Here is a 22,804-nt window from a genome sequence, read left to right as displayed (position 1 = left end):
GCCGCACCGCCCGCCGACCGAGGAGGCCCCACCATGAGACCGTCACGACTGATCCGCTGCGCCGCGGCGGCCGCGCTGGTGTGCGCCGCGCTGACCGCCGCACCCGCGCACGCCGCGACCGTGGAGCAGGTCTGCGTCGGCACGGAGGTCACCACCTTCGACCCGCCGCTCACCCTCACCGCGCGGCCGACCACCATCACCGTCAGCGGCGTCTACCCCACCTGCACCCACGCGGACGCGGTGACCGCCACCTACGCCGAGACGTTCGGCCTCACCGCGTCGTGCCTGGTGCTGTTCGACTCCGGGTCGGCGCTGCGCACGTTCACGTGGGGTGGCGCGGTGACGCCCAGCGAGTTCCGGTACAACGTCACGTCGAGCGCCGTGGCGGGCCAGGTCGTGGTCGTCAACACCGGTGTGATCACCGCCGGCGGGTTCGCGCCGGCCGGTGCGGAGCAGGTGATCACCCTGGTGACGCCGAACCTCGTCCAGTGCCTGGCCGGCGGGGTGGCGAGCGTGACGGGTCCGACCACGCTCACCGTCCACCGGTCCTGAGCGCCGCGGCCGCGCCCGACCAGTCCGTCGTCCCGACCAGCCCGTCCTCCCGACCAACCCGTCCTCCCGACCAACCCCTCGTCCCGACCAGCCCGTCGTCCCGGTCAGTCCGGGGTGACGCCGTCGCCGAGCAGCCAGGGCGCGCCGGAGCCCGCCATGCTGCCGTAGAACGGATCGCCCTCGCCGATCTCACCCCGGCCGATCGTCCTCCCGGTGAACGACGACGCGTAGACGGCGGCCACGAACTCCATCGTCACCCTGGTGTCCGCGGTGGAGACCGGTGGTGTCCGACCGGCGTCGAGGGCGTCGAGCACGGCGGTGACCTGGGCGGTGTGGCCGCTCGGCGTGTCCGGCGGGTCGCCCGCCCACGCCGACACCACGTCGGGGGCGCCCGGCGCGGCGGTCAACGACCAGTCGGCGTCGGAGTAGCCGTAGAGGTGCTCCAGGTCGACGGTCGCCCGTTCGAAGTCGAAGCGGAGTTGGCTGGTCTGGCGCGGCGAGACGACGGAGTTGACCACGGTCGCCACCGCGCCGGAGTCGAACCGCACGAGCGCGGCGGACACGTCCTCGGTGTCGGTCGGGCGGGCTTGGCGGGCGGCGACCGCGGTGACGCTGCTCCACTGGCCGAGGATCGACAGCAGCAGGTCGAACTGGTGGATGCCGTGCCCCATCGTCGGCCCGCCGCCCTCCAGCTCCCACTTGCCCCGCCACGGCACCGCGAAGTAGTCGTCGTCGCGGAACCACAGGGTGTTCGCCGACGCCAGCAGCGGCCTGCCCAGCACGCCCTCGGCCACCAGGCGCCGCAACCGGACCGCCCCGGAGCCGAACCGGTGCTGGAACACGGTGGCCACCGGCACGCCCGCCGCGGCCTCGGCGGCCCGCAGGCGGTCGAACTCGGCCAGCGACAGCACCGGCGGCTTCTCGACCACGGGTGACGCGCCCGCCGCCAGGCACTCCAGTGCCAGGGGCAGGTGCGAGCCGGGCGGCGTGCACAGGTGGACCAGGTCGGGCCGCCGGGCGTCGAGCAGGTCGGCCAGGCTCGGGTAGGTGGGCACGTCCCACGTCGCGGCGAAGGCCGACGCCCGGTCGGGGTCGAGGTCGACGGCGCCGACGAGCCGCGCTCGGCCGTGCTGCCGGGTGACCGCCTCGGCGTGGGCGGTGGCGATCGCCCCGGTGCCGACGATCGCGCAGGTGTAGGTGCGACTGGTCACGAAAGGTGCTCCTCCATCAGACTGCGGACCCCGGCAGCCGCACGACCGCGGCGTGCGGCACTGCGTTGCCCACGTCGTGGGGGCGCAGGCGTCCGCACATGCCGAACGCCCGTTCCGAGGCGGGCTCGGGCGATCGGAACACGGTCGCCCGTTCCAGGTGCCAGGCCGCGCCGACGGCCAGGTCGCTCGTCACCGAGAGACCGGCCTCGGCCTGGCTCAGCGGGCCGTCGCGCACGATCGAGGCCCACGTCGCGGCCCGACCGCGGACCAGCGCGGCCGCCGCGGCGTGGAACTCCCGCAGTGGGGTCCGGTCACCGGCGCGGATCGCGTCCCGGATGCGGGTGAAACCCTCCACCGCGAGGTCACGGCGCGCGCGGGCGTCGGCCGCGCGCTCCGCCTCCGTCGCCCGGTGCGGCAGGGTCGCCGCGGCGCGGTAGCGGTCGGGGTCCGCGACGACGTCGGGCGGGAACGTCATGACCGCGTCACCGGCCTCGGGCAGCCCGGCGTTGTCCATCAGCACGACCACCTGGAGACCGCCGTGGTTCACCGCGCGGTGGATCGTGCCGGGCGTGAACCAGACGACCGAACCCGGGCCGAGCGGGATCTCCTGGCAGCCGTCGAGGGTCACCGCGTGCAGTTCGCCCTTCCCACCCACCACCACGTAGCACTCGGTGGAGGCCAGGTGCAGGTGCGGGCTGCCGCCGACGACACCGTCGGGCGCGGCGTCGTCGTAGACGTCGAGGAACGACAGCGAGGTCCCGCCGGGGAACGTGCTCACACTCGCTCCGCACGGCGCAGGACGTCGCGCACGGAGTCGGCCAGCGCCTTCGCGTCTCCCGCGCCGCCGTCGGCCACACCGGTGCCGTAGCGGAACCGCACGGTGTCACCGTCGGGGACGACGAGTTCCTCGCTGAAGAACGGCGCCGGGTTGAGGCAGGCGAACTGCTCGGACCGGGCGAACCAGCGCGGCGGGTGGTTCGGGTTGCCCTCGTGGTCGACCAGGAGGACCAGGGACTCCGCGTCGTCGCCGTCGTGGCGGCCCGCGAAGGCCATCCACTCGCCGCGCCTGCCGCGCAGCTCGTCGCCACCCGTCCCGTCGGGCGTGACGACCTCCCCGCCGGTGAACGAGCGCGGGCCGCGCCAGAACAACCCGCCGTACCCGGCGTTCTCCCGGCCGCGGGTGGTCGGCGAGCCGAACGCGATGGCCTCGCCGGAGGTGTTGGTCATCGCGGTGTCGAAGGTCAACGCCCAGGCCGCGTCCGACAGCAGGACGGCGCCGATCGTGCGACGCTCGGTGATCACCGTCCGCCCGGACTGGGTGATCCAGTCCAGCTCGTGGCTGAACCAGGCGGTCTGCCCGTCGGAGCCGGTGTCGACCACACGCCGGTGCGCCTGGGTGCCGTTGTTGTCCAACTGCACGTAGGACCGCCCGTGGACGTAGGTCGGGCCGCCCCAGAAGTTCTCGTCACCGACGTTGGGCAGCGACCAGGCGATGCCCTTGTGCCAAACGTGGTCGTGCGGCCGGAACAGGCTCACCAGCCGCCCGGTCCGGGTGCGCACCGGGTGCAGGAACGGCTTGGGCGACTCCAGCCTCGGCGTGTCGGGCACGTAGGTGTAGCGGACGAGGTCGACCTCCCCGTCACCGATGGTCAGCGAGGCCCCGACTTCGTGCCGGACCACGAGTGCGCTCAAGGTCAGTCTCCCGGATCGCCGCTGGAAAGCGCTTTCCGTCCAGTATCGGACCCCGACACCGGCTCGTCAACGCGAATCGCCGTGCCGGTGGGGGACTCTGGACCCACCCTGCGACCGAACCGGCCGTCCCGCCCCCGGAGGACCGAGGTGACCGATGAGCCACGACCCCATCCGCAACACCGTGCACGGCGAGGTCGGGACCGCGGTGCAAGTGGGACATGTCGGAGGTGACGTGCATGTCCACCCGTCGCCCGCGTCCGCCGCCGTCGGGGTCCACCAGCTGCCGCCGGACGTCGCCGGCTTCACGGGGCGGGTCGACGACCTCGCGCGGCTCGACTCGTTGCTCGACGTCGACGGCGGATCGACCGCAGTGGTGATCACCGCGATCGCCGGTGCGCCCGGCGTCGGCAAGACCGCGCTGGCCGTGCACTGGGCCCACCGGGTCAGCGACCGCTTCCCGGAGGGGCAGCTGTACGTCAACCTGCGGGGCTACGACCCCGGCCGCCCGATGGCGCCCGAGCAGGTGCTCGACGGGTTCGTCCGGGCGTTGGGACTCCCGGCCGAGCGCGTGCCCCGCGAGGTCGAGGCGTTGTCCGGTTCGTACCGTTCGCTGGTCGCCGGGCGGCGGGTGCTGGTCGTCCTGGACAACGCCGGCAGCTCCAGGCAGGTGCTCCCTCTGCTGCCGGGATCACCCTCCTGCACCGTGGTGATCACCAGTCGGGGCAGGTTGTCCGGCCTGATCGCCCGCACCGGCGGGCGGCGCGTCACGATCGACGTCCTCTCCCCGGCGGAGGCGGTCGAGCTCCTGCGCGACCGACTGGGCGACAAAGCCGTCGAGGCGAGGCCGCAGGCGTTGGCGGAGCTGGCCGAGCTGTGCGGCCGGTTACCGCTGGCGTTGCGCATCGCGGCCGAACGCGTTGCCTCGCAGCCGAGCCTGGGCGTCGCCGACCTGAACGAGGAGCTCGCCGCCGAGCGCGAGCGGTTGGACGTCCTCGACGCGGACGACGACGAAGCGACCGCCGTGCGTTCGGTGTTCTCGTGGTCCTACCGGGCACTCACCCCGGACGCCGCGAGGCTGTTCCGGCTGCTCGGGCTCCACCCCGGACCTGAGTTCGACGTCTCGGCGTCGGCAGCGCTGGCCTACCTCCCCGTCCGCGACGCGCGACGCCTGCTCGACGGGCTGGCGGGCTTGCACCTGCTCGGCCGCGGCGCACGGGGCCGGTACCGGTTCCACGACCTGCTCCGCGTCTACGCGGCCGAGTTGGTCGTCGCCGAGGACCGGCCCGACGTGCGACGAGAAGCTCTGCGACGGGTGCTGGCCTGGTACCTCCACGCCGCGGTGGAGGCGAGCCGAATCGTCTACCCCAACCGGCAGCGCGTGCTGATCGGCGCTTCGGGCCCGGCCGAACCGCTGCCGGACTTCGACGGCCGCGCGGCCGCGTTGAGGTGGTACGAGACGGAGCAGGACAACCTCCTGGCGGCCATGCGCGATGCCGTCGGATCCGGTGAGCGCGCCCTCGCGTGGCAGTTGCCCGCGATGCTCACGGACATGCTGTGGAAGCTGCCCTGGGCCGACGCCATCGAGATCCTGCACGCCGCGCTCGCGGCGGCGGAGTCGCTTCAGGACGTACGGGGACAGCTGTACGTGCTGGACAACTTCGCCGACTTCTCGCTGGACCTCGAACGGTTCGACGAAGCCGCCGCGCACTTCACCCGGATGATGCGGCTGGCAGGCGAGATCGGCGACGACTACTTCCTCGGATCAGCGTTGAACGGACTCGGGAACGCACACCTCGGGCTCGGCGATCTCGACCCTGCGCTGAACCGCTTCCGAGAGGCGCTCAGCACCTTCCGCGGCATCCACAACCGCGGCATCGAGGCGACCGTCCTCGCTAACGTCGCCGAGGTGTTGCGGCGCCAAGGGGACTGGGCGGACGCCGTCGCCCACTGCCGGCTGAGCCTGGCCATCGCCGGTGAGCTGGACGACGTGTGGCGGGTGGCACGGGCGGAGCGAACCCTGGGGCTGATCTACGCCGGATCCGGCGACATGGAGCTCGCTCTCGAACACCTGCGACGCGCGCTGTCGATGCACCGCGAGTTCGACAACAGGTTCGACGTGGCCCGCACCTCGACCGACATCGGCGACGTCCTGCACCGCGTGGGTGAGCACGGGAAAGCGCGGAGCGCGTGGCAGGACGCGGTCACGATCTTCGAAGAACTCGGCGCGCCAGGTGCCGACGCGGTGCGGCGACGCCTCGACGGCTCTGCTGACACCGGTCGGAGCACGTGACCTGCCTGCACCGCGCTCCGACCGGAGTCGACGGAAAACGGTGTGATCGACCACCGGCGCCGGATTACGGTGACGACCACCGCCGACACCGTGAGGAACTCCGTGACATCACCCGTCGCCCGCGCGACCGCGGCGGTCGCCGTGCTGGTGGCGCTGGGCGCGTGCGCCCCGGCGCCGTCGACACCCGCGGTCGGGGCCACCTCGGCCTCCGCGACACCGCGCCCGACCCTGGCCGATCCCGTCGCGGCGGCCGAGGCGTTGGCGCGGGAGCTGCACCCGCCGGGCGCGTCGGCGCTGCCCAGCGGTCGCACCGACTACCGGCGGCCCGGTGACGTCGGCGCGGACCTGGAGCTGCTGGTGTCCCGCAGGCCGGACGTCGTGCGCCCGCTGGTGCTGCCCCACCGCACGCCGCTCGGCGCCCCGGTCACCGGTGTCGAGCTGGGTCGCGCGGACGACTTCGCCCCGGTGTTCGTGCTGCTGGGAGGCCACCACGCGGGTGAGTGGCCGAGCGTGGACGTCGTGGTGGAGTTCGCGGCCGAGCTGGCCCAGCTCCACGGGCGCGACCAGCGCGTGACCGACCTGCTCGACCGGGTGCGGGTGGTCGTGGTGCCGGTGGTCAACCCCGACGGGTACGCGGTGTCGCGCGACCTGGAGGTCGAGGGCAAGCGCCGGAGCTGCCGGGTCGACGACGCCCGCGAGGAGGTCACCCGGGCCGAGTGCGCGGACGCCGCGAACGCCGACTTCGGCGTGGACCTCAACCGCAACTACGGCGTCAACTGGGGCGGTTCGGGCTCCAGCGGCGTGCGCACCCAGGAGGACTACCGGGGCACCGGGCCGTTCTCCGAACCCGAGACGCGCAACGTCCGCGACCTCGTGTCGACGCACCAGGTGACCGGCCTGGTCTCGGTGCACACCTACGCCGCCCTGACGGTGCGCCCGCCGTACCAGCGCGCCACCTCCGCGACCGCCGACGAGCCGCTCTACGCCCGCGTCGGCGAGGTGATGGCGGCCGCCAACGGCTACCCGAGCGTGCCGGGCGGCGACCTGTACGAGGCCGCCGGCACCGCGGTCGAGTGGGCCTACCACACCACCGGCGGCCTCGGCTTCGACGTCGAGCTCGGCGGCGACAGCTCGCACGACCCGTTCCCGACCGCGGTCGTGGGGCCGTACGCCGGTTTCCGCGAGTCGGTGCTGGTCGCCGTGGAGGCCGCGGCCGATCCCGCCAACCACGCCGTGCTCACCGGCACCGCGCCCGAGGGGGCGGTCCTCACCGCGCGCAAGTCCTTCGACCAGACCACCGGACGTGACGGCACCGCGTTCACCAGCGACCTGACCTCGACCGCCACCGCGCACGGCGCCTTCACCTGGCACGTGAACCCCTCCGTGCGCCCGGCCTTCGACGGCGGCACGCACGACGAGGCGTGGACCGTCACCTGTGCCCGCCCGCACGGCGAGGTGCTCCAGGAAACGCGGGTGACGGCGGGCCGGGGCACCACGACCGGGGTGGACCTGGGCGAGTGCGCCGCCGACTGGTGAACCCGTCGCCGCCCGATCGTCGGACGAGCACTGTCGTTACGATCACGACCCCGCACAAGGAGGTCACCGTGTCGTCACCGGTCCGGGACGCGCTCGTCGCCCTGGCCGCCCTGCTGGCCCCCGGCGCACCGGACGTGGCCGACCGGGTGGCCGACGCGCACGACGACCCCGTCGGCTACCTCGAAGCCAACGCCGCCCGGCTCGACGAGCGCGGCATCGACGAACCCCTCCCCGACCTCGCGTGGATCGCCCTGGTCGACGCCCTCACCGACCACCACCTGCTCGCCGAGGTCGACTGGAAGGAAGCCGCGGACGAGATCGTCACCGAACTGCGCGGCCTGAGCTCCAGCCCTGCCGACCCCGCCGCGTGGTCGTGGTTCGAGGACGTCCCCGACGACCTGCCCGCCCACGACTTCCTCGACCGCGCGGGTGCCGGACTGCGGGCCACCGGCACCACCCTCGCCGTCCTCGACATCGACTCCGACTGCTACCCGCTCATCCTGCTCCCGAACGGCGACGCCGACGCCCTGCGGGTCCACGCCACCGCCGCGGGCTTCACCGCGAGCATCCTCGGCGCCACCCGCTAACCCCTCGCCGCGTCCCGCACCCGGCAGCAGAGTTCCTGCGTGCGCAACGCATCGGCGTAGTCGCACACCAGCAGGCCCGGGTCCTGGTCCCGCACGGCGGCCAGGAACCGCTCGTCGGCGATGACCAGCGGGTCGCGGCCGATCGGGACCTCGTGGCTGCCGTCGGCGTCCTCGCGGCGCAGGACCCGGTTCGTCAACGTCACCTTCCGCCCCTCGCAGTGGAACTCGATGCCCGCGTCCACCGTGGCGTGCAGGACGCACGTCGCGGTGAACACCCCCAACGCCCCCGAGTCGAACGCGAGCGTGGCGGCGCTGACCGCGGCGACGTCCAGGTCGGGGTAGCCGGCGAGCGGCACGTCGCGGGCGACGGCGTGGACGACCTCCGCCTCACCGAGCAGGAAGCGGGCCAGGTCGTACAGGTGGGTGGCCTGTTCGACCACCTGTCCCCCGCTCCGCGCCCCGACCCGCCACCACGGCACGGGCGGGACGAGGCCGTGCCAGGCGGCGCGCACGAGGTGCGGCGGGGTCTCGGCGAGCATCCGGCGCAGCTCGGGGATGACCTCCATGCCGCGCCAGTAGTACCCGGCGCAGGCCATCGGGCCGCCGTCGCGCAGCGCGGCACCGATCCCGCGCGGCACGTCCAGGTTCGTGCCGATCGGCTTCTCCACGTAGAACGGGACGCCGCGCTCGATCAGCGCGTGCTCGATCCCGCCGTGCGCGGCGGGCGGCACGCAGATCCACGCCGCGTCCACGTCCTCGCGCGCCAACAGGCCGGCGGTGTCCCGGTACGCCCGGCCGCCCCACCGCGCGGCGGCCTCCTCCACACCCGACCGACCGACGTGACCGACGATCTCCACGCCCAGCCCGGTCAACGCCGCCGCGTGCCGCCCGGCGATGTAACCGGCACCGATCAACGCCACCTTCATCACGCCTCCTCCACCGCCCGCCAGAGCTCGACCCGACTCCGCCAGTCCTCCGCGTGCCGGGGCGCGGGCGGCGGGCCGAACGCCGACGACAGACCCACCGCCATCAGGGCCGCACCGGTCACCACGAGGCCATCGCCCGAACGCCGGTAACGCCGCTCGCCGGCCAACCCCCGCAACCTGATCCGACGCGGCCCCTCACCCACCGCACCCCGCACCTGGTACACGAACACGACCACCTCGCGGCGGTCACGGGACACGTACTGCACCGCGCACGGCTCCCCACCCGACGGCGGCACGAGCCAGTGCTGGTCGCCGTCCTGGATCGTGGGCCGCAACCGCTTGTACTCGGCGATCAGCCCGGCCGCACGGGTCCGCTCCTCCTCGCCCCACCCCAGGATGTCGCCGGAGATGCCCAGCACCCCCTGCATGGCGACGTGGAAGCGGAACTCCAGCGGGCTCACCCGTCCGGTGGTCGGCTCCGGCGCGTCCGCGACCCAGCCGACCATCGCCCTCGGCGCGTAGGCGCGGCTGAACCCGTGCTGGATGCGCAACCGGTCCGACGGGTCGGTGTTGTCGCTGACCTGCGCCACGTCGGCCACGCCCAGCACACCGAGGTCGGCCCTGCCGCCACCTCCCGCGCAGGTCTCGACCATCAGGTCGGGGAACTCGGCGCGCAGCCGCCCGATCACGTCGTACACGCCCCAGACGTGGCGCACCCACACCTCGCGTCGCCGTTCGACCGGCGCCTGGGGCCAGCCGACCTCCGTGTACGGGCGGTTGTGGTCCCACTTGACGAAGTCGATCCGGTGGTCGGTCAGCAGCGTGCGCAGCCGCGCGAGCACGCCCTCCCGCACGTCCTCCCGGGCGAAGTTGAGCACGAGCTGGTTGCGCGACAACGTGGTCTCCCGGTCCGGCAGGTGCAGCACCCAGTCCGGGTTGGCGCGGTGGAGGTCGCTGTCCGGGTTGACCATCTCGGGTTCCAGCCAGATCCCGAACCCCATCCCCAGCCGGTGCACCTCGTCGACCAGCTCACCCAGCCCGTTCGGGAACTTCACCGGGTCCGCCACCCAGTCACCGAGCCCGGCGTGGTCGTCGGTCCGGGCGACGAACCAGCCGTCGTCCACGACGAACAGCTCGACGCCGAGTTCGGCCGCACGGGTGGCGAGCCGGACCTGGTGGCCCACCTCCACGTCGAACGAGGTCGCCAGCCAGGTGTTGTAGTGCACGGGCGGCGGCGTGTCGCGGTGCCGGGCGGGCAGCACGTGGTCGCGCTGGTACCGGTGCAGCAGCCGGGCCGTGCCGTCGAGGCCGTCGTCGGTGTACCCGCACACGAGCGACGGGGTGCGGAAGGTCTCGCCGGGTTCCAGGTGCCAGGCCGAGTCGAACGGGTTGATGCCCGCGACCACGTGCAGCGCGTCGTTGCGCTCGGTCTCGAACACGATCGACCAGTTGCCGCTCCACGCAAGCGCGCCGAACCACACCGGACCGCCCTCGCCCGCCCGCGTGAGCGCGAACCAGGGGTTGGCCTCGTGGCTGGTGAACCCGCGTCGGCTGTCGACCACGACCTTTCCGGGCGCCGGCTCGCGCTTCGTCAGCCGGTACTCGTCGCCCCACCGCCCGTGCAGCGTCCACGACTCGTAGCGCGCCGGGGGCAGGCCGAGCACCGCGCTCGCGATCCGCTCCACCCGCAACGGCTCCGCGCCCCGGTTCGCCACCCGGACGTCCCGCACGACGACGCCGTGCTCGCCGAACACCGCGAACCGGTGCTCGACCACGAGGCCCGACCCCTCGTCCTCGAACACGAGCCGCAGCACGTCGCCGTCGACGTGCTCGTCGCGCCACGACAGCCGGGACACCGACGAACCGTCCCGCCGGACCACCACCAGCCCCGGCTCCTTGAACGCGCGGTCGCCGTACGTCGAGTACGCCAGCGGGACGCCGTCGAGGAAGTGCGCCTGCGACGACCGGTTCCACGGCGTGTGCGGCAGGTACGAGTCACCGTCGAGGCCGTCGCCGAGGCCGCCGCCGTCACCGCCCCAGTGGTCGAGCACCAACGCCCCGCCGTCGGCCACGGACAGCAGCATCGAGTTCCACGCGGTGCGCAGCAACCACGCCGGTCGTCCGGCGCAGGTGGTGCGCGTGATGGCAGGGGTGTGGTCGGGCACCGCTCTCCTCCGGGGGTTTCGCTTGGTCTTGCCGCACGTGCACTGGTCGTCGTCCGGGCACTGGTCGCCGCACGTGCGGTGGTCGCCGTCCAACGCGGGTCGCCGTCCGGACGCGGGTCCCGCGTCCGGCTGTGTCCCGGAGTCCGGCCGCGGAGCCGGCCTCAGAGCTCGGGGACCACGGGTCGGGAGTCGGGCGCGAGCCGGGCGTCGACCGCCTCGGCCGAGAAGACCTGGTCGATCACCATGTGCCGGGCCCCGTGGACACCCGCCCGGTCGCCGAGACGGCTCTCCACCACGGCCAGGCTGCTGGTCAACGCCGACACGGTCCGCTCGTACAACCGCTCCCGCACCCCCACCAGCAGGTGCTCGCGGGTGAGCGCGAGATCGCCGCCGATCACCACCACGGTCGGGTTGAGCAACGCCACCGCCGTCGCCAGCACCTCGCCCAGCACCCGCCCGGCGTCCCGGACCAGCGTGATCGCGTCCGCGTTGCCCTCGGCGACCAACCGGACCACGTCGCGGCTGGTCCGCGCCTCGATACCGCGCTCGGTGAGCTGACGGGCCAGCGCCGCCCCGCTGGCGTGCGCGGCCAGGCAGCCGGTCGCCCCGCAGCGGCACCGCGCGCCGTCGACCGGCCGGGCGATGCGGATGTGGCCGATGTCCCCGCCCTGACCGGTCGCGCCCCGCTCCGGCCAGCCGCCGAGGATCACCCCGGCCCCGATACCGGTGCCGACCTTCACGAACAGCAGGTTGTCCACGCCCGGGTACCGCTCGCGCACCTCGCCGAGCCCGAGGAGGTTGGCGTCGTTGTCCACGAACGCCGGGCAGCCCAGGGCGTCGGACAGCGTCTTGGCCACCGCGATCCCGTGCCAGTCCGGCATGATCGGCGGTTGCACGGGCCGTCCGGTCCGGAAGTCGACGGGCGCGGGCAGCCCCACACCGGCCCCGGCCAGCCGTGCCCGGTCCCGGCCGGCGCTCTTGAGCAGCTCGCGGAACCGCCGGATCACGATCTTCAGCACCACGTCGGGGTCCTGCCCGATCAGCAGGTCCTCGGTGCGTTCGCCCAGCATCCGCCCGCCCGCGTCGGTCAACGCGAACCGCGCGTGCGTGGCACCGAGGTCCGCGGCCAGCACCAGCTTGTCGCTCTCCTCGAACGACAGGACCTCGGCCGGTCGGCCCGCCGTGCCGCGCCGCTGCTCGACCGCGCGGATGTAGCCGGCGGAGATGAGCTGGCTGAGCCGCAGCGCGACCGTGGAGCGGGACAGGCCGGTGAGTTCCTGGAGGTCCCGCCGCGTCTTCACCCGCCCGGACCGCACGAGCGCCAGGATCTCGCCCGGCGACGCCGTGAAGCCGCTGCGCGCCACCAGGGTTTCCTTCCTCGCCAGAGGCGTCGGACCGGCCGCCACCACCGCGCTCAACCCTTCTCCGCACCGCTGGTCAGCCCCTGTGAGAGTAGCCCTTCGGTCAGGAAGAACAGCAGCACCACGGGCAGCGTGATGACGACCGACCCGGCCATGAGCACGGTCGTGGGGACCTCGATGCTGCCCGACAGCTGCGCCAGGCCCAGCGAGACGGTCCAGCTGTCGCGCCGTTCGACCAGGAACAGCAGGGCGAACAGGAACTCGTTCCAGGCGATCATGAACACGAAGATGCCGGTCGCGACGACCGACGGCATCGCCAGCGGCAGGCTGATCCGCCGGATGACGCCGACCCGGCTCAGCCCGTCGACCAGACCCGCCTCCTCGACGCTCACCGGGATCGTCTCGAAGTAGTTCTTGAGCATGTAGATCGCCACGGGCACGGTCTGCGCGATGTACACCAGCACCAGGCCGACCAGCGAGCCGCGCAGCTGCATCCGGGTGAGCAGCACGAACAGCGGGATCGCCAGCACGATGCCGGGGAACAGGTACACCGCCAGGAACAGCGAGCTGACGTGCCGCCTGCCGAAGAACTCGAGCCTGCCGACGGCGTACGCGCCCGGGACGGCGATCACCAACGCCACCAGCACCGACGCGGTCGCCACGACGGCGCTGTTGCCCAGCAGCTCCAGGAACCCCTGACCGCCCTCCGCGACCGGCCGCAGCACGTCGACGTACGTGTCCAGGGTCAGCCGGCCCAGGTCCACGAACAACGAGTCCGGCCGCCGCAACAGGTCCTCGATGGGCCGCAGCGACAGCATCAGCATGTAGTAGAACGGCAGCAGCGTGGCGATCAGGAAGCACACGACCACCACCGGCCGCAGCACGGCGAACACGGCCCGCTCGACCCGGTCCCGGCTCATGTCCGCGTCCCCTCCCTCCGCCGCAGCAACCACAGGTAGGCGCCGACCAGCACGACCAGCACCACGGCGAGCAGCACGGACTGGGCGGCCGCGGCGCCCACGTTCCGCTGCACGGTCAGCAGCTCGTACACCCGCACGCTGACCACCTCCGTGCCCGCCGCTCCGCCGGTCAGCAGGAAGATGTCGTCGAACTCGTTGAACGTCCAGATGGTCCGCAGCACCACGAGCACCGCGATCACCGGCATCAGCTGCGGCAGCACGATGTGCCGGAACCGCTGCGTCGGCGTCGCGCCGTCCACCGTCGCCGCCTCCTCCAGGTCGCCCGGCAACGCCGACAACCGCGCCAGCAGGAACAGGAAGGCGAACGGGAAGTACCGCCAGCCCTCGAACGCGATCACGGTCAGCAGCGCCGTGGGCACCGGGACGTCCAGCCCGAACAGCGTGATCTCGCCGCGTCCCTGGGACAGGAACGCGACCGGGTCGTCCCACCCGAACAGCCGCCTGCCCCAGCTGTTGACGATGCCGAACTCCGGGTTGAGCAGCACGCGCCAGACGAACGTGACCGCGACGACCGGCGCGACGTACGGGATGAGCATCGCGGCGCGCACGAACGCCCGGCCGGGGAACGGTCGCCGCACGGCCAGCGCGGCGACCAGTCCCAGCGCGATGGCGAGGAACGTCGACCCCGCGGTGTAGACGACGGTCGTGCGCAGGCTGTTCCACAGCACGTCGGACGCGAACACGCGGGCGAAGTTGTCCGCCGTCAGCTTCTCGAACAGGCCGGTGCGGCCCACGTCGATCAGCCGCACGCGCTGGAACGCGATGAGCACCGACCACGCCAGCGGCACGAGCACGACCGCGAGCACGATCACCAGCGTCGGGGTGAGCAGCAGCAACCCGGTGCGGGCGTCGTGCTGCCTCAGCGTTCGCGCCACCGCGGGCCCCGCTACTCGCCGAGTTCCCGCGCGATGGTGGCGGCCTGCTCGCTCGCCCCGCGCGCCGCCGCGGCCGCGTCGCCGCCGCCGTTCACGGCCTCGGCCAGCGCCTTGGGCACGACGAGCTGCCCGGCGACCGCGCCCGCCAGCTCACCCTTGCCCTGCCGGAAGCCCCACCGGCTGAAGCTGCGCGGGCTCTCCTGCACGACCCGCAGCGTCTCCGCGTCGAAGAACCGCGACAGCGGCGCCTTGGTGTCCACGCCGACGTCCAGCGCGCGCCACGCCTCCGCGTACTGCTGCGGGTTGTCCTTCGTCCCCGCGCGGACCGGCACCTTGCCCTCCGGCGCGATGGCCAGCCAGTCCCGGTACCCGTCGGTCATCAGGTGCTCGACCAGCTTCTTCGCGTCGTCCGTCGCGGCGTCCTTGAGCACGGCGAACGACGCCGTCTCGCCGAACGTGGTCGGCTCACCGCCGTCGGGCCCGCTCAACGCGGCCACCACGCCGGTGTTCTCGGCCAGGAACGCCGGGTCGGCCTGGCACTGCGGGCACGTCGGCTGCGCGTCGTCGCGCAGGCCCGCCAGCTCGTCCAGCAGGTACGACGACCAGATCACCATCGCCGACCGACCCGCGAAGTACGTGGCCCGCGTGGTGTCGACGTCCTGGTTGCCCGCGGCCGAGTGCCGGGTGACGAGGTCGGTGTAGAACTGGAACGCGCCGACGCACGCCGGGCTGTCCAGCGCCACCTCGCCGTCGTCGCCCACCAGCTCGCAGCCGTTGGCCAGGGCGAGGTGCTCGATCGTCTGGTGCGTGAACACGTCGGCGGGCGTGGTGCCGGCGGCGATGCCGACGACGTCGCCCTGGTCGAGCCGCTCGGCGGCCTGCCGGATCGCGTCGTAGGTGGTCGGCGGCCGCAACCCGGCCTGCGCGAACAAGTCCTTGCGGTAGAACAGGAGTTGCGCCCACCCGTCGCTGGGCACGACGAGCTGCGTGTCGCCCTCGCGGGTCAGCTCCAGCGACTGCGCCGCGAACGTGTCCGCGCCGAGGCGCTCCACGACCTGCTTGGCCGCGTCGGTGTCCAGCAGGTCGTCGGTGCGCAGCTGGCTCATGATCGGCAGCGAGATCGACCCGATCACGTCGGGCAGCTCACCGGACGCGGCGGCGGAGGTGAGCACGGTCGTGAGCTGGTTCTCGGCCACCGCGACCACCGTGGTCTCGATGCCGGTCTTCTCGGTGAACGCGGCCAGCAGGCGTTCCTGGGCGCGCACGCGGTCGGCGGTGTCCTCGATGGTCCAGAAGACGAGCGGGCCGTCCGCGCCACCACCGGAATCACCGCTGCCGCAGGCCGACAGCGCCAGGGCGACAGGCACCGCGGCGGCGAGCAAGCGCAGTCCTCGTCCGGTCATGGTTGCTCCCTTCCGGTGGTCCGCGACCTCTCACGGGCCAGGGCCGGGTGTTCGGTGGCGTCACTGAACACCCGGGTTTGTCCCGTGACAACCACCAATCCGGACGTGACTTCGGGCCCGTATCGGGCCGTGGGCAAGCCGTTCACCGACCGGGCGGCGTCCGGATCGGGATACCGCATTGCTGTTCTGACTGATCACGGGATTAATGTCGGCATGCCGCCGTGGGAGACCGCCCGCCGGGAGGAGCCGCTGCCGGGAGCCTCGATCGAGCCGAGGTGGGAGCTCGCGCCGTCGGAGGCGTTCGAGGCCAGGGCCGGCGTGCTGCGGCAGGCCGCCGGGTGACGGGGTCGGGCACCGGGACGACACCCGGGCCGCGGGCGCCGGACATCGCCGACTTGCGGCGCAAGGCCGCCGCGACGCTGCTGCGGAACTGGCGCGGGTCGGCCACCGTGCCGACGACGACGCTCTACCCGCACCAGTGGAGCTGGGACTCGGCGTTCATCGCCATCGGCCAGGCCCACCTCAGCCCGCGGCGGGCGTTCGCGGAGCTGACCGCGCTGCACGGCGCGCAGTGGGGCGACGGGCGGGTGCCGCAGATCGTCTTCAACCCGACCGTGCCCGAGGACGCCTACTTCCCCGGTCCGGCGTTCTGGCGGCCGCTGCCCCGGCACGGCCCGCCACCGGGGGTGTCGACCACCGGCCTGGTCCAGCCGCCGGTGCACGCCGCCGCCGTGCTCACCATCGCCGAACGCCACCCTGGCGACGCCACCGACGCGGCCGTCCGCCGCCTGTACCCGAAGCTGGCGCGCTGCCACGACTACCTGTTCGAACGGCGACGCGTCGCCTCCGGGCTGATCGGCATCGTGCACCCGTGGGAGTCGGGCCTGGACAACAGCCCGTCGTGGGACGAACCGCTCGACGCCGTCGACCCCGGACTGGCCGACCACATCACGGGCCTGCGGCGCGACCTGCGCCACGCCGAAGCCGGGCACCGGCCCACCGACTCCGACTACGCGCGGTACATGGGCATCGTCGCCGCCTACCGCGACCGCGGTTACGCCGACGACGACCTGCCCGGCCTGCCGTTCTGCGTCGCGGACCCGTTGTTCTGCGCCGTGCTGGCCTGGTCGGAGGACGCGCTGGCCTCGCTCGCCCGGCGCGTCGGCGCGGACCCGGGACGGCACGCCGAACGGGCGCAGGAGCTGGCGCACCAGGTCCACACCCGCCTGTTCGACCCCCGGCTCGGCTGCTACGTGGCGCTGGACGTGCGCACCGGCCGCACCCTGGCCAAGCGCACGGTGTCCGGCCTGGTCCCGCTGCTGCTGCCCGGTGGCCACCGGTCGGCGGTGCTGGCCACCCTCACCGGGCCGTCGTTCGCCGCGCCGGGTGTGCGCGGCGTGCCGAGCTACGACCTGACCGCGCCCGACGCCGACCTGCGCCGGTACTGGCGCGGGCCGACGTGGGTGAACACCACCTGGCTGCTGTGGCGGGCGTTGCTGGCGCAGGGCGAGGCGGCGCACGCCGAGCGGCTCGCCACCGACGTGGTGCGCCTGGTCGCCGACGCCGGATTCCGGGAGTACTTCCACCCGGTGACCGGCGAGGGCCTCGGTTCCGACCACTTCAGCTGGACGGCGGCGCTCCTGCTGGACGTCCTCGCGCGTGAACCGGGGGGACGGCGATGGGAACGGTAGTGCGGCTGGACGGGCCGGGGCGCGTCTCGATCGCCGAGGAACCCGACCCGCCGCTGCCCGCGACCGGCGTCCGGCTGCGCACGCTGTTCTCCGGCATCTCGGCGGGCACCGAGCTGACCCAGTACCGCGGCACCAACGCCCACGTCGTCAAGAGGTGGGACGCCGATACCCGGCTGTTCGTGCCGGGTCGGCCCGCGCTCGCGTACCCGGCGGTGGTCGGGTACGAGGAGGTCGGCGAGGTGGTCGAGGTCGGCGGCGAGGTCACCGCGGTCCGGCCCGGCCAGGTCGTCTGGGGCACGTGGGGGCACCGCGCGACGACCGTGGTCGACCAGGAGTACGCGGCGGCACGGGTGCTCGCCCCCGCGGCGGACCCGGTGCTGGGCATCTTCAGCCACATCGGCGCGGTCGCGCTCAACGTGGTGCTGGACGCGGACGTCCACGTCGGCGAGACCGTCGTGGTGTTCGGCCTGGGCGTGGTCGGGCAGATCGCCGCCCAGCTCGCGCGGCGCAACGGCGCCCGGGTCGTCGTCGTGGACGCCATCGGGGACCGCCTGGAGCTGGCGCGGCGGCTCGGCGCGGACATCGCGCTGGACGCCCGCGAGGGCGGGGTTGCCGAGCGGGTCCGCGCGTTGACCGGGGGCCGTGGCGCCGACGTCGCCCTGGAGGTCAGCGGCAACCCCGAGGCGCTGCACGAGGCCGTCCGCACGGTCGCCTACAACGCGCGTGTCGTCACGGGCGGCTTCTACCAGGGGGAGGCACGAGGCCTGTTCCTCGGTGACGAGTTCCACCACAACCGGGTCGACCTGGTCTGCTCGCAGATCTCCGGCGTCGCGCCACGCCACGCCCACCGCTGGGACCGCGAGCGGCTGAACTCCACCGTCATGGACCTCGCCGTCGCCGAACACCTGCTGCTGCGCCCGCTGGTGTCGCACGTCGTGCCGTTCACGGACGCCGCCCGGGCCTACGACCTGCTCGACACCCACCCCCACCAGGTGGTGCAGGTGGTGCTCGCGTTCGCCGCACCGGACGGGTACGACCACCGGCACGGTGACGCGTAGGGGTTCGACGGCCCGAGGGGTGGCGGCGGTGGGACATCGGCGGTTTCGCCCGTCCCGCGCGTCTTCGCCGGCGGCGGGCGGGCTCGGTGCGCCAGGTTCCGGGGTGCGCCGCCGATCCCCACCAACGCCACCGATGGAGAGACCCATGCGATTGCGCAGTGCGATTCTCAGCGTCCTCGCCCTGGCGGGCGTGCTGACCGCGACGACCTCCGGCACGGTCGGCGCGGCGGCCGAGCCGGTGGCGCCACCCTCGGCCACGGGCGGATCGGGCCCCTACCCGGCCGGCTACGAGACGACCTTCCGGCTGACCGACCACACGATCTACCGGCCCGACACCCTGCCGCCGGGCGTCAAGCTGCCCATCGTCGCCTGGGGCAACGGCGCGTGCCGCGCGGACGGCACGTGGTTCCGCGACGTCCTCACCGAGTGGGCCTCGCACGGCTTCCTGGTCATCGCGAACGGCCGTCCGGGCGGGTCCGGCCCGACCGACTCGGACATGCTCCTGGACTCCATCGACTGGGCGATCGCGGAGAACTCCCGGCGCACCGGCAAGTACTACGGCAGGATCGACACCACCAAGATCGCGGTGATGGGCCAGTCGTGCGGCGGCATCGAGACCTACGAGGTGGCCGCCGACTCCCGGCTGACCACCACCGTGCTGTGGAACAGCGGCATGCTCGACGACTCGCGGAACCACCTGCTGCAACGCCTGCGCGTGCCGATCGCGTACTTCATCGGCGGACCGTCGGACATCGCCTTCGAGAACGCGGTGGACGACTGGCGGCGGCTGCCCGCCGGGCTGCCCGCATTCATGGGCAACCTGGACGTCGGCCACTTCGGCACGTTCGACCAGCCGAACGGCGGTGAGTTCGGCCGGGTCGGCGGGGCACTGGCTGAAGTGGCAGCTCAAGGGCGACCCGGCGAGCAAGGCCCAGTTCGTGGGCGGCGACTGCGGCCTGTGCGGCACGGACTGGGACGTGATGCGGAAGAACCTGGGCTGACGACGAGCGCGGGCCGGTGCCCACCGCGGCGGTCGCGGCGGGCACCGGTCAGGCCGGGACCCGCCGAGCAGGTGTTGCCGGTGCCGGCGCGCCTGCTTGGGCATGTTCCAGCCGAGGACGCCGACGGGCTCGCCGCCGAGCCGGTGGAGCGCGACGAAGCGGCGCGCGGTGACGTCACCGTCCACGACGGACACCTCGGCGCCGGCCGGCAGCACGCCGAAGACCTGGAGCCTGGCGTCGAACTGGTCGGTCCAGAAGTACGGCACGGGGACGTAGGACCGTTCCGCGCCGAGGACGTTGTCGGCCACGACGCCGGCCTGCTCGGTGGCGTTGGTCCGGTTCTCCAGGCGCAGCGACGCACCGAGCCGTTCGTGGTGCCACCGGGCCACGTCGCCGACGGCGTAGATCCCCTCGGCGGCACGGCACCTCGCGTCGCACACCACCCCGTCGTCGATCCGCAACCCGCTGCCCAGCAGCCAGTCGGTGTTGGGGACCGCGCCCAGCGCGACCACGACCACGTCGGCCGGGAGCACGTCCCCGGTGTCCAGCCGCACACCCGTGACCCGTCCGCCCTGCCCGGTCAGGCCGAGCACGGCGGCGCCGAGGCGGAGGCGGACGCCGTGCCCGGTGTGGAGGTCGGCGAGCAGGCCGGACGCGAGCGGACCCAGTTGTGCGGCCAGCGGCGCGGGCTGCGGTCCGGCGAGGGTGACGTCCAGCCCGAGGCCGCGAGCCGTGGCCGCGACCTCCGCGCCGAGCACGCCGTCACCCACCACCACGAGCCGTGCGGCGGTGAGCAGTTCCGCCCGCAACGCCACGGCGTCGCCCACGGTGCGCAGCACGTGCACACCGCCGAGACCGGCCTGGTCGGGCAACGTCCTGGCGCGCACCCCGGTGGCGATCACGACGGCGTCGGCCCGCAGCACGTTCCCGGCGGCGGTGCGGACGCCGCGCCCCGGCACGTCCAGCGACACCGCCGGATCACCCGGCACGAACGTCGCGCCCAACGCGTCGAGCGCGTCCTGGCCGCGCAGTCGGGCGCGTTCGGGTTCCCAGGTGCCGGCCAGGACCTGCTTGGACAGCGGCGGCCGGTCGTAGGGCGGGTGCACCTCGTCGCCCAGCAGGGTGAGCCCGCCGGTGAAACCCTTGCGGCGCAACGCCTCAACCGTGGCGAGACCGGCCGCCGAAGCTCCGACGACGAGCACGTCGGAGGGTGTGGTCACGTCCGCTCCCCCAGCGTGACCGCCAGCGTGATCGCCGCCGCGGGGCACACGTCGGCGGCCTCGCGGACCGCGGCGTGCAGGTGCCCGGCGGGTTCGGGGTCCAGCAGCACGACCACGCCGTCCTCGTCCCGCTGGTCGAACACGTCGGGCGCGGCCAGCACGCACGAGCCCGCACCGCAGCACTTGTCCTCGTCCACGGAGACCTTCATCCGTCGCACTCCTTCGCTCCCTCGGGCCGGACTTCCGTCACCACCGGACGGGCAGTTCCCGCAGCCCGCCCACGACCAGGCCGTCGACGCGCTCCAACTCGGCCGCGGGCACGGCCAGTTCCAGCGTCGGCAGGCGGCGCAGCAGCACGTCGAGCACGGCTTGCAGCTCGGTGCGGGCCAGGGACTGCCCCAGGCACGAGTGCGCGCCCGCGCCGAACGCCAGGTGCGCGTTGGGGGTGCGCGCCAGGTCCATCCCGGCGGCGTCGGCGAAGGCGTCCTCGTCGCGGTTGGCCGCGGCCAGGTTGCACACCACGGTCGTGCCGCGCGGGACCACGGCGCCGCCGACCTCGACGTCCTCGGTGATGTAGCGGGGGATGCCGAACCCGGGGTTGGCGTCCGCGCGCAACGCCTCCTCCACCGCCGTGCGCACGAGGGAGGGGTCGGCGACCAGCGCGTCCCAGCGCGTCCGGTCGGCCAGGAGCATCCCGACCATCTTGCCGATCATGTTCGCGGTCGTCTCGTGCCCGGCCACCAGCAGGCCCTGAGAGGTGGCCAGCAGCGCCTCGTCCGGCATGACGTGCCCGGCGCCCGCCGCGGCCGCGATCAGCTCGCTGATCAGGTCGTCACCGGGCTCCGCCCTGGTCGCGGCGATGTGGGCGCTCATGTAGCCGGCGAACTCGGCCTGCGCGGCGTCGATCTCGGCCTGCGTGTAGCGGGTGAGGCTGAGCAGCGTGTTCGACCAGTACGCGAACCTGTCCCGGTCGCTCTCCGGCACGCCGAGCATGTCGCAGATGACCCACACCGGCAGCGGGAACCCCAGCGCCGCCTTGAGGTCGGCGGGCGCGCCGCTCGCCACCATCCCGTCGACCAACCGCTCGGCCATCGCCTCGATGCCCGGCCGCAGCGCGGTCATCCGCTTGGCGGTGAACCACTTGCCGACCATGCGCCGCCACTGCTGGTGGTGCTCCTCGGGCAGGGCGTTGCCCAGACCGCTGTTGAACACGCCACCGGACTCGTTCGCCGCGATCCGGGCCGCGTCCGGCGCGTCGAGGTTGCGGGTGAACCTCGGGTCCGACAGCACCTGCTTGACGTCGTCGTAGCGGGTCAGCAGCGAGGCGCGGTCGCCGCTGGGCAGGCGCACGTGGGCCACCGGACACCCCTGCCGCAGCTCCGCCCACTGCGCGGGCGGCTCCAGCGCGGCCGGGCTCGGGATCGGGTAGAGCAGCTCGTGGTCGGTGTCGCCGAGTGCCACCGCAACCGCCTCCTCAGGATTCAGTCAATCAACTGACTTAAGACTGCCGGCGATCGGGGTGCGACGCAACGTGATGGGTCGATCGCGCTCCGGGAGGGCTGACTAGCGCCCGATCGTGTACGGGGCCGTCCACAGGCCGGTGATCGCGTCGACCAGGTTGGTCGCGACCTCGTCCCACGTCGACCTCGGCGCGGTGGTGCCCTCGGCCGAGACGCGCTCGCGCTCGGCGCAGACGTGCACGATGAGGTGGCGCACCATGTCGGCGCGGTCCTCGCGCACGTCGGCGGGCAGGTCGGGCAGGAGCTCGACGAGGGTGTCCACCACGTGCCGCAACGAGGGCGCCGCCAGGGCCTCCTCGGCCATGATCGCCCGGAACGCGGGGTCGGTCATGACCTGCGCGCTGAACCGGGCGAACCAGGTCGGGTCGCCCAACGAGGCCAGGTGCCCGGTCGACGGGCGCACCAGGCAGGCCACCCAGTCCCGCACGTCCCGCGACCCGGCGACGGCGGCCACCGCCTCCTGCCTCAGCGACTCGATGTGGGCGGTGTGCCCGCGCACGATCGCCCGGACGAGGTCGGCCTTGGTGCCGAAGTGGTAGCCGACGGCGGTGTTGTTCCCCTGCCCGGCGGCGGCGCTGATCTGCCGGTTGGACACCGCGTACAGACCCCGTTCGGCGAACAACCGCTCGGCCGTGGTGAGGATCTGCTGACGCGTCGCCCCGACCTGCTCCGCCCTCGGCGTCCTGCCGACCTCCGCCACCACGGCCGACACCGTACCGGGACCGTCCTCGCCCGA

20 protein-coding genes are annotated in these 22,804 nt (G+C 73.4%); 7 read left to right on the top strand and 13 right to left on the bottom strand.

Annotated features, from left to right (window positions below):
• Positions 1 to 33: 33 nt before the first annotated feature.
• Positions 34 to 552, top strand: coding sequence for a hypothetical protein (locus AB0K14_RS06225; RefSeq protein ID WP_360448084.1), 519 nt, complete (start codon positions 34 to 36; stop codon positions 550 to 552).
• Positions 553 to 656: 104 nt separating this feature from the next.
• On the opposite strand, the gene AB0K14_RS06220 is transcribed toward AB0K14_RS06225, so the two are convergent.
• The 3 genes from AB0K14_RS06220 to AB0K14_RS06210 are packed head-to-tail and all read right to left on the bottom strand — an operon-like array spanning position 657 to position 3,455.
• Positions 657 to 1,763 (bottom strand): Gfo/Idh/MocA family oxidoreductase, encoded by a 1,107-nt coding sequence (locus tag AB0K14_RS06220; protein ID WP_360448082.1) that lies wholly within the window; start codon positions 1,761 to 1,763, stop codon positions 657 to 659.
• A 16-nt stretch (positions 1,764 to 1,779) separates the two neighbouring features.
• Positions 1,780 to 2,541, bottom strand: coding sequence for a cupin domain-containing protein (locus AB0K14_RS06215; protein ID WP_360448079.1), 762 nt, complete (start codon positions 2,539 to 2,541; stop codon positions 1,780 to 1,782).
• On the bottom strand, positions 2,538 to 3,455 hold the full coding sequence (locus AB0K14_RS06210; RefSeq protein ID WP_360448076.1) for a PmoA family protein: 918 nt from the start codon (positions 3,453 to 3,455) through the stop codon (positions 2,538 to 2,540). The genes AB0K14_RS06215 and AB0K14_RS06210 overlap by 4 nt, the downstream gene beginning before the upstream one ends.
• 154 nt (positions 3,456 to 3,609) lie before the next feature.
• Between AB0K14_RS06210 and AB0K14_RS06205 the strand changes: the two genes are divergently transcribed.
• The 3 genes from AB0K14_RS06205 to AB0K14_RS06195 all read left to right on the top strand — a co-directional run bounded on the left by AB0K14_RS06205 (position 3,610) and on the right by AB0K14_RS06195 (position 7,868).
• On the top strand, positions 3,610 to 5,745 hold the full coding sequence (locus tag AB0K14_RS06205) for a tetratricopeptide repeat protein (protein ID WP_360448073.1): 2,136 nt from the start codon (positions 3,610 to 3,612) through the stop codon (positions 5,743 to 5,745).
• 102 nt (positions 5,746 to 5,847) lie between these two features.
• The gene (locus tag AB0K14_RS06200) at positions 5,848 to 7,281 is read left to right on the top strand and encodes a M14 family zinc carboxypeptidase (protein ID WP_360448070.1); all 1,434 of its coding nucleotides are present in this window, start codon (positions 5,848 to 5,850) and stop codon (positions 7,279 to 7,281) included.
• 68 nt (positions 7,282 to 7,349) lie between these two features.
• Entirely contained in the window at positions 7,350 to 7,868 is a 519-nt protein-coding gene (locus AB0K14_RS06195; protein WP_360448066.1) for a DUF6630 family protein, read from the top strand.
• On the opposite strand, the gene AB0K14_RS06190 is transcribed toward AB0K14_RS06195, so the two are convergent.
• The 6 genes from AB0K14_RS06190 to AB0K14_RS06165 all read right to left on the bottom strand — a co-directional run bounded on the left by AB0K14_RS06190 (position 7,865) and on the right by AB0K14_RS06165 (position 15,578).
• Positions 7,865 to 8,794, bottom strand: coding sequence for a Gfo/Idh/MocA family oxidoreductase (locus AB0K14_RS06190; protein ID WP_360448064.1), 930 nt, complete (start codon positions 8,792 to 8,794; stop codon positions 7,865 to 7,867). The two genes, AB0K14_RS06195 and AB0K14_RS06190, sit on opposite strands and share 4 nt — an antisense overlap.
• Positions 8,794 to 10,959, bottom strand: coding sequence for an alpha-galactosidase (locus AB0K14_RS06185; RefSeq protein WP_360448062.1), 2,166 nt, complete (start codon positions 10,957 to 10,959; stop codon positions 8,794 to 8,796). The genes AB0K14_RS06190 and AB0K14_RS06185 overlap by 1 nt, the downstream gene beginning before the upstream one ends.
• A gap of 161 nt (positions 10,960 to 11,120) precedes the next feature.
• Complete coding sequence (locus AB0K14_RS06180; RefSeq protein WP_360448060.1) at positions 11,121 to 12,323, bottom strand: ROK family transcriptional regulator; 1,203 nt, start codon at positions 12,321 to 12,323, stop codon at positions 11,121 to 11,123.
• 50 nt (positions 12,324 to 12,373) lie between these two features.
• Positions 12,374 to 13,240, bottom strand: coding sequence for a carbohydrate ABC transporter permease (locus AB0K14_RS06175; protein WP_360448058.1), 867 nt, complete (start codon positions 13,238 to 13,240; stop codon positions 12,374 to 12,376).
• Positions 13,237 to 14,175, bottom strand: coding sequence for a sugar ABC transporter permease (locus AB0K14_RS06170; protein WP_360448056.1), 939 nt, complete (start codon positions 14,173 to 14,175; stop codon positions 13,237 to 13,239). Before AB0K14_RS06170 ends, AB0K14_RS06175 begins: the two co-directional genes overlap by 4 nt.
• Positions 14,176 to 14,186: 11 nt before the next feature.
• Positions 14,187 to 15,578 (bottom strand): extracellular solute-binding protein, encoded by a 1,392-nt coding sequence (locus AB0K14_RS06165; RefSeq protein WP_360448054.1) that lies wholly within the window; start codon positions 15,576 to 15,578, stop codon positions 14,187 to 14,189.
• A gap of 213 nt (positions 15,579 to 15,791) precedes the next feature.
• On the opposite strand from AB0K14_RS06165, the gene AB0K14_RS06160 reads away from it, so the two are divergent.
• Genes AB0K14_RS06160 through AB0K14_RS06150 form a run of 3 tightly spaced genes read left to right on the top strand, consistent with a single transcriptional unit; the run spans position 15,792 to position 18,327 of the window.
• Positions 15,792 to 15,920: a hypothetical protein gene (locus AB0K14_RS06160; protein ID WP_360448051.1), complete on the top strand. Its 129-nt coding sequence runs from the start codon at positions 15,792 to 15,794 to the stop codon at positions 15,918 to 15,920.
• A complete protein-coding gene (locus AB0K14_RS06155) occupies positions 15,917 to 17,269 on the top strand; it encodes a hypothetical protein (RefSeq protein WP_360448049.1) in 1,353 nt (450 codons plus the stop codon). Before AB0K14_RS06160 ends, AB0K14_RS06155 begins: the two co-directional genes overlap by 4 nt.
• Entirely contained in the window at positions 17,257 to 18,327 is a 1,071-nt protein-coding gene (locus tag AB0K14_RS06150) for a zinc-binding alcohol dehydrogenase (RefSeq protein WP_360448046.1), read from the top strand. The genes AB0K14_RS06155 and AB0K14_RS06150 overlap by 13 nt, the downstream gene beginning before the upstream one ends.
• Here the strand turns inward: AB0K14_RS06150 and AB0K14_RS06145 are convergent.
• From AB0K14_RS06145 to AB0K14_RS06130, 4 genes are all read right to left on the bottom strand, one after another.
• Positions 18,212 to 20,548 carry an FAD-dependent oxidoreductase gene (locus tag AB0K14_RS06145; protein ID WP_360448044.1) on the bottom strand — a complete coding sequence of 779 codons (2,337 nt, stop codon included), beginning with the start codon at positions 20,546 to 20,548 and terminating at the stop codon, positions 18,212 to 18,214. The genes AB0K14_RS06150 and AB0K14_RS06145 overlap by 116 nt on opposite strands.
• Positions 20,545 to 20,757 (bottom strand): ferredoxin, encoded by a 213-nt coding sequence (locus AB0K14_RS06140; RefSeq protein ID WP_360448041.1) that lies wholly within the window; start codon positions 20,755 to 20,757, stop codon positions 20,545 to 20,547. Before AB0K14_RS06140 ends, AB0K14_RS06145 begins: the two co-directional genes overlap by 4 nt.
• Before the next feature lie 37 nt (positions 20,758 to 20,794).
• Positions 20,795 to 22,009, bottom strand: a complete 1,215-nt coding sequence (locus AB0K14_RS06135) for a cytochrome P450 (protein WP_360448038.1) — start codon at positions 22,007 to 22,009, stop codon at positions 20,795 to 20,797.
• Between the two features lie 102 nt (positions 22,010 to 22,111).
• Entirely contained in the window at positions 22,112 to 22,771 is a 660-nt protein-coding gene (locus AB0K14_RS06130) for a TetR family transcriptional regulator (protein ID WP_360448035.1), read from the bottom strand.
• Positions 22,772 to 22,804 lie beyond the last annotated feature (33 nt).

This window comes from Actinosynnema sp. NPDC050801 (assembly GCF_040673975.1).
Taxonomy (GTDB): domain Bacteria; phylum Actinomycetota; class Actinomycetes; order Mycobacteriales; family Pseudonocardiaceae; genus Actinosynnema.
Note: the sequence above shows the minus strand (reverse complement) of the source record. Positions and strands in the feature narration are given on the sequence as shown.

Coding starts and splice junctions, on each gene's coding strand:
- AB0K14_RS06225 (WP_360448084.1), top strand. CDS start 34: ATGAGACCGTCACGACTGATCCGCTGCGCCGCGGCGGCCGCGCTGGTG.
- AB0K14_RS06205 (WP_360448073.1), top strand. CDS start 3,610: ATGAGCCACGACCCCATCCGCAACACCGTGCACGGCGAGGTCGGGACC.
- AB0K14_RS06190 (WP_360448064.1), bottom strand. CDS start 8,794: ATGAAGGTGGCGTTGATCGGTGCCGGTTACATCGCCGGGCGGCACGCG.
- AB0K14_RS06175 (WP_360448058.1), bottom strand. CDS start 13,240: ATGAGCCGGGACCGGGTCGAGCGGGCCGTGTTCGCCGTGCTGCGGCCG.
- AB0K14_RS06165 (WP_360448054.1), bottom strand. CDS start 15,578: ATGACCGGACGAGGACTGCGCTTGCTCGCCGCCGCGGTGCCTGTCGCC.
- AB0K14_RS06160 (WP_360448051.1), top strand. CDS start 15,792: ATGCCGCCGTGGGAGACCGCCCGCCGGGAGGAGCCGCTGCCGGGAGCC.
- AB0K14_RS06150 (WP_360448046.1), top strand. CDS start 17,257: ATGGGAACGGTAGTGCGGCTGGACGGGCCGGGGCGCGTCTCGATCGCC.
- AB0K14_RS06140 (WP_360448041.1), bottom strand. CDS start 20,757: ATGAAGGTCTCCGTGGACGAGGACAAGTGCTGCGGTGCGGGCTCGTGC.